Raw genomic sequence first — 16,344 nt, forward strand, 5'->3', positions numbered from 1 at the left:
TGTATCATTCCAGAGGAATGATGGTGGGTGATGACGGGATCGAACCGCCGACCCTCTGCTTGTAAGGCAGATGCTCTCCCAGCTGAGCTAATCACCCAAAATGTGTCACTAAATTTTGTCACTTAACTGCAATCATTACCTGTCAGGGTAATGAAATGGCGGACTGGACGGGACTCGAACCCGCGACCCCCGGCGTGACAGGCCGGTATTCTAACCAACTGAACTACCAGTCCATATTTTCATACGACCCTTACGGATCATTCACTTGTGCAGCTTGGTGGGTGATGACGGGATCGAACCGCCGACCCTCTGCTTGTAAGGCAGATGCTCTCCCAGCTGAGCTAATCACCCCCTGCAAAGTGAGTGGGCATTCTACTCACGCGGATCTTTATGTCAACGCTATTTCTGAGATTTTTTTGATTTTTTTCAGTAACTTGCGGAAATTCTTCAAAAAATCGGCCGGTGTCCGGAAAGACACCAGCCGATTGTATAAAGCCTGATCAGGCTGAGGGTTGAGTACTGCTTTCACTGATGACAGGCATTTGCCGTGCCTGCAGATGACGTTTTTCCCCCAGAACCAGTAAACAGGGCGTCAGAATCAGCGTCAGTACCGTGGCAAAGGTCAGGCCACCGGCAATGGCCGTCGACAGCTGCGTCCACCACTGTGACGACGGCGCGCCTACCGTAAAGTGCTGGTTGAGCAGGTCGATATTCCACTGCATCACCATCGGCAGCAGACCAATAACGGTGGTAACCGCCGTCAGTAATACCGGACGCAGGCGCTGGGCACCGGTACGCAGAGCGGCATCAACCGGGTCGAGTCCCTGACGTATAAGCACGTTGTAGGTGTCGATCAGAACGATATTGTTGTTCACCACAATACCGGCCAGGGCAATTACACCGACGCCGCTCATCACAATGCCAAATGGCTCACCGCGGATCATCAGACCAATCAGTACACCGACAATGGACAGAATGATGGCACTCATAATCAGACCGGCCTGATAGAAGCTGTTGAACTGAGTCACCAGAATGGTAGCCATCAGGAACAGGGCAATTCCGAAGGCCTTGCCGAGGAAGGCACCGGTTTCGCCCATTTGCTCAAAGTCGCCACGGAAGCGGGGCTCGACACCGGCACCACGCCAGTCGAGGTCTTTGATTTTTTCACTGAGCTGCTGGATCTTTTCCGTTGCGTTCACGCCTTCGGTGACGTTGGCGGTTAAGCGATAGCGGCGCTTACCATCAATACGCACAATATCGCCCGATTTCGGCACGGCGTTACGCTGCATAAAGTTGCTGACCGGCACCAGGCCATAAGGCGTGCTGATATTAAAGGCTTCAAACTGATCAATGCTGCGGGTCTGCAGCGGATAGCGCAGCAGAATCTCAACTTCGTCATCACTGAAATCCGGCTGGAAGGTGCCGACTTTCTGGCCGCCGGTAATCATGCGGATCATGGCGCCGGTGCTGGCTATATCCGTGCCGTAGCGGGTGGCCTCTTCGCGGTCAATCTGCAGTTGCCATTCAATGCCTTCCAGTGGCCGGTCGTCGCGCACGTCTTTCAGTTCCGGGTCTGCATTAAAGATGGCTTTTACTTCTTCCAGCAGAGGCACCATGGCTTCATTGCTGGCGGCGGTAAACTGCAGCTGGATATCGGCGCCGGCAGCCGGGCCACCTTCTTTTTTCTGCGTTTCAATAATGATGCCGGCAATATCGGCGGTGCGGTGTTCAATGTCGGCCAGAATCTGGTTGGCGGAGCGGCGATGCTCCCAGTTCACCAGTTCGATCTGAATGCGGCCAATCACATCGGCAGCGGAATCCGAAGGCGCTTTGACAAAGGTGGCGGTATACAGCGATTGAATTTCGGCCATATCGAAAATGCGTTTTTCCACCTGCTGTACCAGTTCTTCACGCTCAAGCAGCGACAGGTTGCCGCGCGCACGGACATCGACCAGGCCGATATCGGCATCCACATCGGGGAAAAACTCGACGCCGTGTCCCAGTGAGCCATACAGCACAAAAGAGCCAATCAGAGCCGCAATCGCCATACCCAGCACCTGCAGCGGGTGCTTCAGAGCTTTCGACAGCAGGCGAATATAACCACCGGTAAAGCCTTTCAGCTCGTCGAAGCGGCCTTGTTCGGCGGCTTCGATGGCGCTCAGGGCACCGTTGTTATGATGACCATCCTTTCCCATAACAGCGCCAATGGTCGGCACTACAATCAACGCCATAATCAGCGAAGCACTCAGGGTGTAAAGCAGGGTGAGCGGCAGGAATTTCATAAATTCGCCGGTGGTGCCGGGCCAGAACAGCAGCGGCAGAAAGACTGCCAGGGTCGTGGCTGTCGAGGCGATAATTGGCCAGGCCATGCGCTTGGCCGCTTCGCTGTAAGCCTGCAGTTTGGTCGCGCCTTCGGCCAGGCGCCGGTCGGCAAACTCGGTCACAACGATGGCGCCGTCAACCAGCATGCCGACGGACAGAATCAGCGAGAACAACACCACCATATTCAGGGTGTAGCCCATCATGCTGAGCACAATCAGCGCCATCAGAAAAGCACCGGGAATGGCCATGCCGACCATCAGCGAACTGCGCAGACCCAGACTGCCGAGCACCAGAATCATCACCAGTAATGTTGCTACCAGAACGTTATTGAACAGATCGTTGAGCATGTCTTTGATCTGTACCGACTCGTCCTGGGTTACACCCACATCAATACCGGCCGGCCAGTAGGGCTTCACTTCATTAATGATGCCTTTTACCTGATCAAGGGTGTCGATGATGTTGGAGCCGATGCGCTTTTTGATCTCCAGCGTGACGGCGGGCTTACCATTCACGCGGGCAGCATTTTTACGGTCTTTGTAAGCCAGACGGCCCACCGCAATATCCTGAAACAGCACCACGGTGTCGCCATCGGCTTTGACCGGTAGTTTGAGAATGTCGGGAATATTTTCAATCAGGCCGGGCACCTTGACGCCAAAACGTCCGGCGCCGGTGTCCAGATCCTCGCTGGCGACCAGCTGGTTGTTATTGCCAACCAGCCGGGCCAGATCGTTAAACGACAGGTTGTAGTTATCCATGCGCGCCGGGTCGACGATGATCTCGGCGATTTCGTCACGCTTACCCTGAATCGTGGCTTCGAGTACGCCGGGCAGGGCTTCGAGACGGTCCTGCAGATCTTCGGCCACGGCATAGAGCGCCGATTCATTCACTTCGCCGGACAGGGTCACCACCATCACCGGAAACAGGGCGACGTTGATTTCTTTTACCTTGGGTTCTTTGCTGTCGGTGGGCAACTCACCTTTGGCGTCATCCACTTTCTGGCGGACATCGAGTAGGGCCTGATCAATATTTACGTCGGTGTAAAACTCCAGCGTGATCGACAGATGACCACTGGTGGCGGTAGACACCATTTCTTTCAGCCCGTCGAGGGAGCGCAGCTCCTTTTCCAGCGGCTTGTAAATCAGGGCGTCGGCGTCTTCCGGTGCGATACCATCGTGCACCACCGATACATAAACAAAAGGAACAGTGATATCCGGGTTACTTTCTTTCGGAATCGTGATCAGCGTGGCAATACCCACCAACGCAATCAGGCAAAACAGCATCAGTACCGTGCGTGAACGCTGCAGGGATGCATCAATCAGCGAATTCATACCTTACCCCGCACTTAAGGCAGTGGCGTCAGCGTCGTCTTTGGGCGCTTCCGGCTGGGCACTGATTTCGGTGTCTTGCATATAGACGGGCTCAACCTGCTGACCGTATTCCACAAAGCCCTGACCAACGGTGATGATGTTGGCCTCAGAGCCCAGACCGTAAACCCAGATGCCTTTGTTATCGGCTTTTAAAAGGTTAACGCCGCGGAATACCACGCGGTTTTGCTCATCAATACCTTTCAGCCCCAACTGGCCTTCATCGTCCAGAATCAGCAATGCCGGAGAGATAAAGTAGGCGTAGGTCGCTGGTTGCGGAATATGCAGCTTGGCGGTCAGGCCGCTGGTCATACTGCCGCCCGGATTACTGATTTCCAGCTCCAGCGGGAAAGTGCGGGTTTTGGCATCGGCTTCGGCCGCGATAAATCGGACACGGCCATCGACGCGGTCGCCATTGATCAGCTCAGCAAAACCGGCGTCACCGATATTAATGTCGGCGGCGTCGCGTTCGGACACCTGGCCTTTTACCAGAAATGGAGTGAAATCGAGCACGGTCAGCAAAGGAGAGCTGTCTTTGACGAAATCGCCGATCTCAACCATGCGCTGGTCAACAATACCGGTAAAAGGGGCGCGGATTTTGGTGGCATTGAGCTGAATACGGGCGTTGGTGAGCTCAGCTTCGGCATTGGCCAGCGCAGTGGCAGCCTGTGCCAGCTGTGATTCGTTGGCCAGGCCGCGTTCACTCAGCTGGCGGGCGCTGCGGGCTTCCAGCTGGCGTTGTTGCAGATTGGCTTCCGCCTGTTTTACCCGTGCCGGCCAGTCGCGGGCATCCAGTTCCAGCAGCAGCTCACCTTCTTTAACAGCGGCACCTTTGTCTTTATGGATAGCAATCACTTTGCCGCGGATTTCTGATTTCAGTTCAACCCGGCGGTTGGCAGCCGTATGAGCAGAAATAGTGATGTCGCGATTAACCAGCTCACCTTTCATCCGCTCAACCTGAACCCGTGTCAGGCCACTGTCCATCACCAGTGGGCGTGGGTTTTCAAATGGGGCGTCGTCGGACAAGGAGCCGGCTCCCATCCAGATGAAAAAAGCCAGGGCGATGATCAGAGCGGCAATATGTCCCTGATTCAGATGTATTGTCATTATTATGTACCGGTTATGAGAACGAAATGCACAAAGGGCAACGGAGCTGTTTAACGGTTGCCGATAGCAGATGCAATAGCCTTTTTTGCAAATCCATTTAAAACAGACTGTCTTTTATCTGGGACAAACGTTGCTTTTCCATTGGACCGGGTTCTGGCCGCGCGGTGATGGCGCTTCCTCTGTATACTGTCGGCCTTTTCTCCGGCGGTAAGGTTAAGGCTCCATGGTATTAGTGCGTTTGAAACAGGCTGAGCTGGCGTTTGGCGATCACGTTCTGCTCGATAAGGTCGATCTTGATATTCAGAGCGGCGAGCGTCTGTGTGTGGTTGGCCGCAATGGCGAAGGTAAATCGACGCTGCTGAAAATTCTTAACCGTCAGGTACAGCCGGATGATGGCCGGGTGGAATATCGCGATCTGCTGCGTGTCAGTGCACTGCAGCAGGAACTGCCGCAGAGCACCCATACGCCGGTCTACGATGTAATTGCCGAAGGGCTGGGGGATGTTGGTCTGGCAATAGCCCAGTACCATGATGAAAGCGCTAAAGGCGCGGATGCTGACCTGAAAAAACTGGAGCAGCTGCAAACCCGTATCGAAGCCGCCGATGGCTGGCGCTGGCAGCAGAAAGTGGAAGCCATTATCCAGAAGCTGAATCTGCCCGGCGAGTCGATGTTTTCTGAACTGTCTGGTGGTTGGCAGCGCCGGGTGATGCTGGCCCGGGCTTTAGTTGTCGAGCCGGATCTGCTGATCCTCGACGAGCCAACCAACCATATGGACGTGGCCACCATCGAATGGCTGGAAGAGCAGCTGAAGCAGTTCAACGGCGCACTGGTCTTTATCAGTCACGACCGGGCTTTTGTACAGAATCTGGCGACCCGTATTGTTGAACTTGATCGTGGCCACCTGTATCAGTGGCAGGGCGACTACCTGAGCTTTGTTGAATACCGCGAGAAACGCCTGGAAGACGAAGCCACCCAGAACGCCTTATTCGATAAGCGCCTGAGCGAAGAAGAAAAGTGGATTCGCCAGGGCGTTAAAGCGCGTCGTACCCGTAATGAAGGCCGGGTTGAGCGGTTAAAAGAAATGCGCAAAGAGCGCAAGGCCCGCCGTGAAGTGCAGGGCAGTGCCAATATCAGCATGAATGCTGCGGAATCTTCCGGTAAGCAGGTATTTGAAATCGAACATCTGACCTACGCCTGGAAAGACGTGATGCAGGTGAACGATTTCTCCACCACAGTGATGCGCGGTGACCGTATTGGTCTGATTGGCCCCAACGGCGTGGGTAAGAGTACGCTGCTGAAATTATTGCTGGGCAAGCTTGAGCCGCAGTCCGGCACCATTAAATGTGGTACCAGACTTGAAGTTGCTTATTTTGATCAGGCCCGCCATCAGCTGGACGAAGAAAAATCCATTGCCGATAACGTCGCCGATGGTAAGGATCAGGTCGAAGTGAATGGCCAAAGCCGTCATATCATTGGCTACCTGGGCGACTTTCTGTTTGCCCCGGCGCGGGCACGTACGCCGGTTAAAGCTTTGTCCGGTGGGGAGCGTAACCGTGTGCTGTTGGCCAAGTTATTCCTGAAACCCTGCAACCTGCTGGTGATGGATGAGCCGACCAACGATCTGGACGTGGAAACCCTGGAATTACTGGAAGAGCGTCTGATGGAATATAAGGCCACGTTGCTGCTGGTCAGCCACGACCGGGCCTTTATCGATAACGTGGTTACGCAGTTGTGGGTGTTCGGTGAAAACGGCGTGATCGACGAGCAGGTTGGTGGTTACTCCGACTGGCAGGAACGGATGAAAGCCCGCGCCACACAGGCCAGCAGCGCACCAGCTGGCGCCAGTGAAAAAGCCGTTAAAAAAGATGAGCCGGCCTCAGCTATCGCGCCGGCAGAGCCAAAGAAAAAGCTGTCGTACAAACTGCAACGCGAACTGGATCTGCTGCCTGAACAGATTGCCGCAGCGGAAGCAAAGCGTGATGCGTTGGCCGCTCAGACTGCTGATGCCAATTTTTATAGTGGTGACGCTGCACAGGTGCAGGCCGTGCTGGCCCAGCTGGCAGATGCCGAAGCAGCGCTCGAAGCTCTGGAAGAACGCTGGCTGGAGCTGGAGGAAATGACCTTATGATCTGGCTGATTGTGGTGGCCGTAGCGCTGTCTCTGTTTGGCTCCATCATCTGGCTGAAACCCAGCCCGCGCGATACCCGTCTGGCGGCCTTGCGTTTTGAAGCCATCCGCAGTGGTTTACAGGTACGCAGCTTTACCTTTAAACCGGACGCAGCCAAAACCGGTATCCGTGATGACATCCCCGGTACCAGCTATACGCTGTTACGGCGCGGTAAGCAGCAGGGCGGGGATCTTAAATTCCGTGTTGTGGGTCAGGTGGGCTGGGACAATGAAGGCTTGCCCGAAGGGCTGAGCTGGCATAACCATGGCAGTGCGGCTGATGCTGAACTGATCAGCCGTATGTTGCCACAGCTGCAGGATAACCTGCTGATGCTGGAGGTATACGACAACCGCGTGACGCTGATGGCGGCTGAAAACAAAACGGCCAGTGCAGCAGCCTATCAGCATTTTATGGAAGCGTTTTTTTAAGCGCTTTTTTAAGCGATTCGGCACAATAAAAAGCCCGCACTGAGCGGGCTTTTTATATGGCGTGTAGCCGCTATAGGCAACGTTTACTGGAACATCGACTCCAGCTCTTCCAGATGCTCAATGATACGGTCGTTATAGCTTACAACCAGAAACGGTACGGTGTTCTCGTTGTAATTCTTGATGCGCTCTTCCATAAAGCGCCATTTGCTTTTAACACTGCCCATCAGCACTTCGGTCTTCTGTGATTTGATCATGCCTTCCAGCTCGGTCAGCTGTTGCTGAAAATCTTCGGCCATTTCGGTCAGGGTGCGGGAGTAGTTGCCCATAAATACCTGGCCCAGGTTGGTCGTACCGCGGGCGGCATACTGAGAGGTAATTTCTTCCATCAGTAAGGCAAGATCGCGGGCTTTCTGCACGATTGGGCTGGGCTTAATGCCACTGCTTTGTTCCAGCTTGCTGTAGGCATCCGATGCCTTATTCACAATTTCCATGCTCTTACGGCCCATTTCATCGACCAGACGGACGTTGGGATAGCCCTGCTTCAGCATGTCGTTGCGGTTAATCATCATCAGCTCAGACAGCTTCTTCCAGTCGGCATCAATGCTGGCAACACTGTCGCCCATGCCGTTGATGGAAGCCAGCTGGCGGGCACTGGTCAGGCTGTCATTGAATTTCTTCATGCTCTGATCAATACGGCGCTCGTATTTACTGTCGGCATCCAAACCAGAAAACATATAAAAGTTGGTGACGGCGTTGGTTGCGGCAAGGCGCATATGTTGTAAATCGGTCAGTAATTGCTGTGGGGTCGCGAGTGCGGCCTGGCTCAGTAACAACAGAACCACCAGTCGTGCGGTGTTGAAGGCTAGACGCATCATGTTTTCTTCTTTTTGTTTTAGATAGTTGTCGTGAAAGAATTACATCCTTTCCGTAAGGAGTGTATGAGATAGGCCATTTTATCCCTATAGGACATTACAAACTGTAACAAAAATGAACAAAAAGTAGCTTAATGCGCCAGGATAGAGCGGTGGTTGTCTGTGGTCTCGTACCCGTGACCGGGTTCCTGCCCGGCAGAATAACTTCCACCTGTCAGGTGATCGTCTTTCAACACGAATGACCCTTTACCTGCTAAAATAGCGCCGTTCAGGATCGTGGTTTGTGCAGAAAATAAGCAGCATGCCCGTCAATTCCTGCTTCTCTATTGACTTTCCAACCGCTTTCCCCGAATGTGTGCCACTCAGATTCAAACGCTCGTATGAATTGTTCGTTTTATGAACATCAGCGGGCGTTGTTTCACCAACAGGCAGAATGCTGATTCGCCTCCGGGCAGATCAGTCAATAGCTAACCACCATGTGGAGATCAGTTGATGATTTACGAAGGTAAAGCCATCACGGTAAATTTGATCGAAGACGGCATCGCCGAATTGAAATTCGATCTGCAAGGCGACTCTGTTAACAAGTTTAACCGCGTTACTTTGGAAGACCTGAAGGCAGCAGTTGAAGCGATTCAAGGCAACAGCGACGTTAAAGGCGTTTTAGTTACATCTGGTAAAGACGTATTTATCGTCGGCGCGGATATCACCGAATTCGGTGAAGCCTTCAAGCAAAGCGAAGAAGAAATCGTGGCCTGGGGCCTCGAAGCCAACAAAATCTTCTGTGCTATCGAAGATCTGTCCGTTCCTACCCTGACTGCTATTAATGGCATCGCTCTGGGTGGCGGCTTCGAAATGTGTCTGTCTACCGACCTGCGCGTTATGTCTGACAAGGCCAAGATCGGTCTGCCAGAAGTTAAACTGGGTCTGATGCCTGGTTTTGGCGGTACTGTCCGTCTGCCACGTGTTATCGGTGCTGACAATGCGATCGAATGGATCTGCATGGGCGCTGAGAACAAGCCTGAGAAAGCACTGAAAGACGGCGCAGTTGATGCCGTTGTTGCTGCTGACAAACTGAAAGAACAGTCTGTTGCCATGCTGAAAGCCGCCATTGCTGGCGAAATCAACTGGCAGGCCCGTCGTGAAGAAAAAACTTCCAAGCTGAAGCTGAACACGATGGAACAGATGATGGTTTTCGAAACCGCTAAAGGTTTCGTTGCTGGTCAGACCAAAGGTCAGTACCCAGCGCCAATCGTTGCCATCAAATCCATGCAGAAAGCGGCCAACATGGGTCGTGATAAAGCACTGGAAGTGGAAGCCAAAGGCTTTGCACAACTGGCAAAAACTTCTGAAAGCAACGCTCTGATCGGTCTGTTCATGAACGACCAGCTGCTGAAGAAGAAAGCAAAAGAATTCGACAAGGCTGCTAAGCCAACCAATAAAGCTGCTGTGCTGGGCGCTGGTATCATGGGTGGCGGTATTGCCTTCCAGTCTGCGCTGAAAGGCACCCCGATCATGATGAAAGACATCAATGAAGCGGGTATCGAGCTGGGCCTGAACGAAGCGAACAAGCTGCTGGCCAAGCGCGTAGAGCGTAAGAAAATGAAGCCTCTGCAGATGGGTGAAACCCTGAACCGCATCCGTCCTACTCTGTCTTATGCAGAATTCGGCGATGTCGACACTGTGGTTGAAGCGGTTGTTGAAAACCCTAAAGTCAAGAAAATGGTTCTGGCTGAGCTGGAAGACAAAGTTCGCGAAGATGCGATCATCACGTCTAACACTTCTACCATTTCTATCGACCTGCTGGCTGCTGACCTGAAGCGTCCTGAAAACTTCCTGGGTATGCACTTCTTTAACCCTGTGCACATGATGCCACTGGTTGAAGTTATCCGTGGTGCCAAGACTTCTCCTGAAGCTGTGGCCACTGTGGTTGCTTACGCGAAGAAAATGGGTAAAACCCCGATCGTTGTAAACGATTGCCCGGGCTTCCTGGTTAACCGTGTACTGTTCCCTTACTTCGCTGGTTTCGCTGGTCTGGTCCGCGACGGTGCTGACTTCCAGAAAGTCGACAAAGTAATGGAGAAATTCGGTTTCCCAATGGGTCCTGCATACCTGCTGGACGTTGTTGGTATCGATACCGGTGTTCACGCCAACGAAGTAATGGCGGAAGGCTTCCCGGATCGTATGAAGGCTGACTTCAAAACCTCTATGGAAGTGATGTTCGAAAACGAACGTTACGGCCAGAAGAACGGTAAAGGTTTCTACGTTTACGAAACCGATAAGAAAGGCAAGCCGAAGAAAGTTGTTGATCAGACCACTTACGATCTGATCAAGCCAGTGGTTGCTGAAGCGAAAGACTTCGAAGCTGAAGACATCATCGCGCGCTGCATGATCCCAATGTGCATTGAGATCGCCCGCTGTCTGGAAGAAGGTATCGTTGATACTCCGGCAGAAGCCGATATGGGTCTGATCTTCGGTATTGGTTTCCCTCCATTCCGTGGTGGTGCGTGCCGTTACATGGATTCCGTTGGTATGGCTGAGTTTGTTGCTCTGTGCGACAAGTACGCCGACCTGGGCAATCTGTACAAACCAACCGCTCGTATGCGTGAAATGGCTGCGAACGGCGAAAGCTACTTCGGTTAATAGGCGCACTAGGAGATTTAAACCATGTCTTACAATCCAAAAGACGTTGTTGTTGTTGATGCAGTGCGCTCACCTATGGGTCGTTCCAAAGGTGGCGTATTCCGCAACGTACGTGCGGAAACCATTTCTGCAAATCTGATCAACGCATTGTTCGAACGTAACCCGGGCGTAAATCCTGCTCTGGTTGAAGACGTTATCTGGGGCTGTGTAAACCAGACTCTGGAACAGGGCTTCAACGTTGCACGTCAGATCGGTCTGCTGACTGTTGTGCCTAAAGAAGCGGGTGCTCAGACTGTTAACCGTCTGTGTGGTTCTGCAATGTCTGCTATCCACACTGCGGCTCAGGCTATTCAGACCGGTAACGGCGATGTATTCGTTGTTGGTGGTGTTGAACACATGGGTCACGTGAACATGCAGCACGGTTTTGACCACAACCCTGAGTCTTCAAAGCACTTCGCTAAAGCATCCAACATGATGGGTCTGACTGCGGAAATGCTGGGCAAAATGCACGGTATTACCCGTCAGCAGCAGGATGAGTTCGCCGCGCGTTCTCACCGTCTGGCTCACAAAGCGACCCTGGAAGGCAAGTTCAAGAACGAAATCGTTCCGATGTACGGCCACGATGCCGAAGGCAAACAGATTCTGGTAACCGAAGACGAAACTATTCGTCCGGAAACCACTGTTGAAAGCCTGGGCAACCTGCGTCCTGCTTTCGATCCTAAGAGCGGTACCGTCACTGCCGGTACTTCTTCTCAGATCACCGATGGTGCATCAGCCATGCTGCTGATGAGCTACGAGAAAGCAATGGAACTGGGCCTCAAGCCACGTGCCCGTATCATTGGTATGGCGGTTGCCGGTGTTGATGCAGCGATCATGGGTTACGGCCCGGTTCCTGCGACCAAGAAAGCACTGAAGCGCGCTGGTCTGGACGTTACCGATATCGATTACTGGGAGCTGAACGAAGCTTTCGGTGCTCAGTCTCTGCCTTGCATCAAGGATCTGAAACTGACCGAAATCGCTGACAGCCGTGTAAATATTCATGGCGGTGCCATCGCTCTGGGTCACCCACTGGGTTGTTCCGGTGCGCGTATCTCTACCACTCTGATCAACGTGCTTGAGCAGGAAGGTGGTAAGTACGGCGTGTCTACCATGTGTATTGGTTTAGGCCAGGGTATCGCGACCGTTTGGGAGCGTATGTAATTCTGGTCTGCTGCGCTCGGCCAGCCTTTGTTGGAAGTTTCTTCGAAATGCTCAGGTAGGACATCTACATTGCGCTTTCTCAGAAACTTCCGCCGCGGCTGACCGTCGCTCGCAACGCCCAGAAAGCATTGCTTTCCAGATACAAAAAAACCGGCTTCGGCCGGTTTTTTTGTGCCTGCAGGGTTTCGGAATATGACCGCCATGGATGGCGGAAATGCAGATTTTGCAGGAGCAAAAATCTGCCTCAGGTAGGACATCTACATTGCGCTTTCTCAGAAGCTTCCGCCGCGGCTGACCGTCGCTCGCAACGCCCAGAAAGCATTGCTTTCCAGATACAAAAAACCGGCTTCGGCCGGTTTTTTTATGTCTGCGATTCAGGCTGGCGGGGATATAAAACTGATCATTCGTTCAGCGTCTGGTGTTCTGTGGCCCGATTGTCTACAATGGCGGCCCCGCAGGAGAGTGGTGTGTTATTTGTCACTAAGCTGGCATTCAGCCGTACACCCGCCGAAGGCGCAAACTCCCATAAACGCTCAGGCTACCGGACTGCGGGTTCATTGATAGGCCATCTGGAGAGAGGCTGCACCTGATGCAGTCCACCGAAGGAGCAAGCCGGCGGACCATTCCGTACGGTTAAACTCTCAGGTACACAGGACAGGGGGAGGGGCACAGGTTACGCAGGAGTTCTGTGTGCTGACCACTGTCTATTTAATTGCTATTACCGCTGAAGCCATGTCCGGAGCGCTCGCCGCCGGTCGTCGTAATATGGATATGTTTGGTGTTGCCTTAATCGCCTTTTTAACGGCGCTGGGTGGTGGCACTGTGCGTGATGTCCTGCTGGGTAATTTCCCGGTTACCTGGACTCAGCATCCCCCTTATATTTATCTCACGGTATCCGCCGGTTTGCTGACCATGGTGGTTGCGCGTTTTATGCATCGTTTACAGCGTTTGTTTTTAATTCTTGATGCCATGGGCTTAGTGGCCTTTACCATTATCGGCTGCAATGTTGCGCTGAAGCTGGATTACAGTCTGCCGGTGGTGGTTATGGCGGGCATTATTACCGGTATTTTTGGTGGTATTCTGCGCGATATTCTCTGTAATCAGACCCCACAGGTGTTGTGCCACGAGTTATACGCCAGCGTTTCTTTACTGGTCGCGCTGCTGTATTTAACCTTGCTGCATTTTGGTGTGAATGAAAGCGTCACCATGCTGGCGGCTTTTTCCGTTGGTCTGGCCATGCGTCTGGCAGCTATTCGCTGGCGCTGGTCGTTACCGGTATTTTCCTATGCCCCTGAGCGCTGGCAGAACTGAAATAATTGCGGGCTATTGCAGCAGTTTCCAGCTCAGCCAGACCACCGTCAGCAGCAGTATGGCGGTGGTTGATTGCCAGAACAGCAGAGGATCGCGTTCCATTAACGGTGGCTTCTGCTGACGCAAATAATCCTCAGCGGGCTGGTTCAGATTAAAAATAAATTCAGATAACTCCGCACTGCGTTTATGTGGCAGAGGCTGCAATGCTTTTGCCAGAGCGGTGTCGATCCACGGCGGTATGTTACGGCCAGGTATGGCCAGCGGGCGGTATTGCAGGCGTCGCTGCGCATGCACCGTCCGCGCTTTCGCGACGTTTAAACCGTAAGGCAGTTCGCCGCCGCTGAGCATCTGATAGGTGATGACGGCGAGAGAAAACAGGTCGGAATGCGTGCCGGTATAACCGTCGCAGAAATACTCCGGCGCCATATATTGCACGGTGCCCGGAAAAGGATTTTCCGCCGGAGACTGATGCGTTTCTGCCAGACCGGCGACCTGCACGGCACCAAAATCAATGATTTTTATGCAACCGTTAGCATCAATCATAATATTGTCGGGCTTTAAATCCTGATGCAGCATTTCCAGCCGGTGAAAAGCTCTTAAGCCTTTTGCTATCTGGGCGACGATATCCCGTACTTTAATTAAACCGGGCCGCGGGTTATCCAGCATCCACTGGCGCAGTGTCTGGCCTTCAATCCATTCCGTGGCGTTGTATAAATACTGCTTTGGCCGGTTGTTCTGTGCCGCTGCCAATACGCAGGGACTGTCGATGCGCCGGGCAATCCAGTCTTCCAGCAGAAAACGTTCAAGGCTGGCGCTGTCGGCCTGAATATCTGAGGCCGGAAATTTTAAAACGACTTTTTCACCACTGTCCTGATCGCGGGCCAGATACACATGACTGCGGCTACTGATATGCAAACGGCGCAGCAGGGTAAAACCATCGAATTCTGCGCCTTCATCCAGTACCGGTGGTAACGTCAGCTGCTGTAATTGCTGCTGCCATTCATTAATGTTGGTATCGGGCAGTGAGGTAATATATACCAGCTGAATGCTGATATTGTCGTCGCTGCCCTGGTTCAATGCCAGTTCAGCGAGTTGCTGTGCACAGAGTTCGAGACTGTTGTCGCTGTTAATTCTCAGTGCCTGTGCAATGGCTTCTGTGATTTGTCCGTGGCTGACAAACTCATACAGGCCATCGGTGGCGAGAATAAAAACATCGCCGGCAGTCAGTGGCATGTTGTGGTAATCAATGTCCAGCTGCTGATCCATGCCCAGCGCGCGGGCTAAATAGCTTTGTTCGGCAGAAATCTGTACCCGGTGATCCTGGGTTAATTGCTCCAGCGAGTGTCCCTGCAGATGATAAACGCGGCAGTCACCGCAATGAAAAATATGCGCCTGAGTGGATTTCAGAATCAGCGCCGAAAAAGTACAGATATAGCCTTTATCCCGCTCCCAGGCGTACTGACTGCGCCGCGTCTGACTGTAAAGCCAGGAATTACTGGCCTGAATAACCCGCTGCGCTGATTTACGCACACTCCATACATCAGGGGTGCAGTAATAATCTTCAAGAAAACTTTTAACGGCAGCGGCGCTGGCAATCTGGCTGACATTACTGCTGCTGATACCATCGGCCAGAGCAATGGCAATACCCTTGCGTTCTTTCTGCAGGGTATCGGCAAGACAGGCGCCGTGAAAATCCTGATTAACGGCTTTGCGTCCTGCGCAGGAATACTGGCCAAGCTGAATACGGAGAGAGGGCATAAATCATCGCTGCAGACTGTCAGCCATAAAACCCCGGCAAGCATTACCAGGGTTTATGGCCAGGGTTTATGGCTGGTGTTTATGACCTGAGCTTTATAAAGCCCAGAATTTACATCTGTGGCTGAGCCTGGGTCTGTGCTGACATCAGCGCACGTTTTTTGGCAGTACGAACGTGGGTGGCGTACAGGGTTAAACCGGTAAAGGCCAGCCCACCCACCAGATTACCCAATGCGGTTGGAATTTCATTCCAGATAAAATAATCCATTACCGAGAATTCACCGCCCATAATCAGGCCGAACGGAAACAGAAACATATTAACGACGGAATGTTCAAAACCCATAAAAAAGAACAGCATAATCGGCATCCACATGGCGATTACTTTACCGCTGACATTGGTGGAAATCATGGCGCCGACAACACCCATAGAAACCATCCAGTTACACAGCATGCCGCGGATAAAAATGGTAAACCAGCCGGCTGCACCGTATTGAGCGTAACCCAGAGTACGGGCTTCACCGATATGAGCAACTTTTTCAGCAATAGCACCACCGTCGGTGTTGTAGCCGTAGGTGAAAATAAATGACATCAGGAAAGCAACGGTTAACGCGCCGCCAAAATTACCGAGAAAAACCAGTCCCCAGTTACGCAGAATCTGCCCCCAGGTAACACCGGGACGACGATCCAGCCAGGCCAGCGGCGTCAGCATAAATACACCGGTGAGCAGATCAAAGCCCATCAGATAAAGCATGCAGAAACCAACGGGAAACAGAATGGAACCAATCAGATGTGAACCGGTTGCAACGGCAACGCTGACAGCAAAAACCGCTGCAAGAGCGAGAATGGCACCGGCCATAAAAGCGCGTACCAGTGTATCGCGGGTCGACATATAAATTTTTGCTTCACCGGCATCTACCATTTTGGTGGCAAACTCGGCAGGCATCAGATAAGACATAGCATTACCTCATTAACGTTTAAGAAATTGCTCAACAGCTGTCCGGAAATAAAAAACGGCGTCCCATCCACCTGCAGTATGCAAGCGGAGTGGACGCCGTTATCCGGAAATTCAGGTTGTGTTCCATATCGCCGTTGATGTGGAATGCAATATGTTCAGCAGAAGACGTGCCAGTTTTATTTTTTTGCTGCCCGCTGGCATTTATCCGGGTTTTTATCGTACA

The 16,344-nt window shown here is 52.6% G+C and carries 10 protein-coding genes, 3 tRNA genes and 2 riboswitches; of the genes, 5 read left to right on the top strand and 8 right to left on the bottom strand.

What is annotated here, in order from left to right; genetic code table 11:
- Window positions 1–21: 21 nt before the first annotated feature.
- The 5 genes from HUF18_RS07745 to HUF18_RS07765 form a co-directional block, all read right to left on the bottom strand.
- Window positions 22–97, bottom strand: a tRNA-Val gene (locus tag HUF18_RS07745).
- 59 nt (window positions 98–156) lie between these two features.
- Window positions 157–233, bottom strand: a tRNA-Asp gene (locus tag HUF18_RS07750).
- 42 nt (window positions 234–275) lie between these two features.
- A tRNA-Val gene (locus tag HUF18_RS07755) sits at window positions 276–351 on the bottom strand.
- 149 nt (window positions 352–500) lie between these two features.
- Window positions 501–3,650 (bottom strand): efflux RND transporter permease subunit, encoded by a 3,150-nt coding sequence (locus HUF18_RS07760; RefSeq protein WP_225691742.1) that lies wholly within the window; start codon window positions 3,648–3,650, stop codon window positions 501–503.
- 3 nt (window positions 3,651–3,653) lie between these two features.
- Window positions 3,654–4,793, bottom strand: a complete 1,140-nt coding sequence (locus HUF18_RS07765; RefSeq protein ID WP_225691743.1) for an efflux RND transporter periplasmic adaptor subunit — start codon at window positions 4,791–4,793, stop codon at window positions 3,654–3,656.
- Between the two features lie 223 nt (window positions 4,794–5,016).
- Between HUF18_RS07765 and HUF18_RS07770 the strand changes: the two genes are divergently transcribed.
- Both HUF18_RS07770 and HUF18_RS07775 read left to right on the top strand, forming a co-directional pair.
- Complete coding sequence (locus HUF18_RS07770; RefSeq protein WP_225691744.1) at window positions 5,017–6,921, top strand: ATP-binding cassette domain-containing protein; 1,905 nt, start codon at window positions 5,017–5,019, stop codon at window positions 6,919–6,921.
- Window positions 6,918–7,388 (top strand): hypothetical protein, encoded by a 471-nt coding sequence (locus HUF18_RS07775; RefSeq protein WP_225691745.1) that lies wholly within the window; start codon window positions 6,918–6,920, stop codon window positions 7,386–7,388. The genes HUF18_RS07770 and HUF18_RS07775 overlap by 4 nt, the downstream gene beginning before the upstream one ends.
- 83 nt (window positions 7,389–7,471) lie before the next feature.
- Here the strand turns inward: HUF18_RS07775 and HUF18_RS07780 are convergent, their stop codons facing one another.
- Window positions 7,472–8,263: a hypothetical protein gene (locus HUF18_RS07780; protein ID WP_145469463.1), complete on the bottom strand. Its 792-nt coding sequence runs from the start codon at window positions 8,261–8,263 to the stop codon at window positions 7,472–7,474.
- Window positions 8,264–8,752: 489 nt separating this feature from the next.
- Between HUF18_RS07780 and fadB the strand changes: the two genes are divergently transcribed.
- The 3 genes from fadB to HUF18_RS07795 all read left to right on the top strand — a co-directional run bounded on the left by fadB (window position 8,753) and on the right by HUF18_RS07795 (window position 13,411).
- Window positions 8,753–10,900 carry a fatty acid oxidation complex subunit alpha FadB gene (gene fadB, locus HUF18_RS07785; protein ID WP_145469537.1) on the top strand — a complete coding sequence of 716 codons (2,148 nt, stop codon included), beginning with the start codon at window positions 8,753–8,755 and terminating at the stop codon, window positions 10,898–10,900.
- Window positions 10,901–10,924: 24 nt separating this feature from the next.
- Window positions 10,925–12,100: an acetyl-CoA C-acyltransferase FadA gene (fadA, locus tag HUF18_RS07790; protein ID WP_145469464.1), complete on the top strand. Its 1,176-nt coding sequence runs from the start codon at window positions 10,925–10,927 to the stop codon at window positions 12,098–12,100.
- 445 nt (window positions 12,101–12,545) lie between these two features.
- A riboswitch (glycine riboswitch) is annotated at window positions 12,546–12,659 on the top strand.
- A riboswitch (glycine riboswitch) is annotated at window positions 12,660–12,768 on the top strand.
- Between the two features lie 22 nt (window positions 12,769–12,790).
- Entirely contained in the window at window positions 12,791–13,411 is a 621-nt protein-coding gene (locus tag HUF18_RS07795; RefSeq protein WP_225691746.1) for a trimeric intracellular cation channel family protein, read from the top strand.
- Between the two features lie 12 nt (window positions 13,412–13,423).
- Here HUF18_RS07795 and HUF18_RS07800 read toward each other — a convergent pair whose 3' ends face one another.
- Together HUF18_RS07800 and HUF18_RS07805 are read right to left on the bottom strand one after the other, a co-directional pair.
- Window positions 13,424–15,169 (bottom strand): bifunctional protein-serine/threonine kinase/phosphatase, encoded by a 1,746-nt coding sequence (locus HUF18_RS07800; protein WP_225691747.1) that lies wholly within the window; start codon window positions 15,167–15,169, stop codon window positions 13,424–13,426.
- Window positions 15,170–15,278: 109 nt separating this feature from the next.
- On the bottom strand, window positions 15,279–16,121 hold the full coding sequence (locus HUF18_RS07805) for a formate/nitrite transporter family protein (RefSeq protein WP_225691748.1): 843 nt from the start codon (window positions 16,119–16,121) through the stop codon (window positions 15,279–15,281).
- Between the last annotated feature and the right edge of the window lie 223 nt (window positions 16,122–16,344).

This window comes from Thalassolituus sp. ST750PaO-4, assembly GCF_020320405.1.
In the GTDB taxonomy this organism is placed as follows: Bacteria; Pseudomonadota; Gammaproteobacteria; order Pseudomonadales; family Oceanobacteraceae; genus Venatoribacter; species Venatoribacter alkanivorans.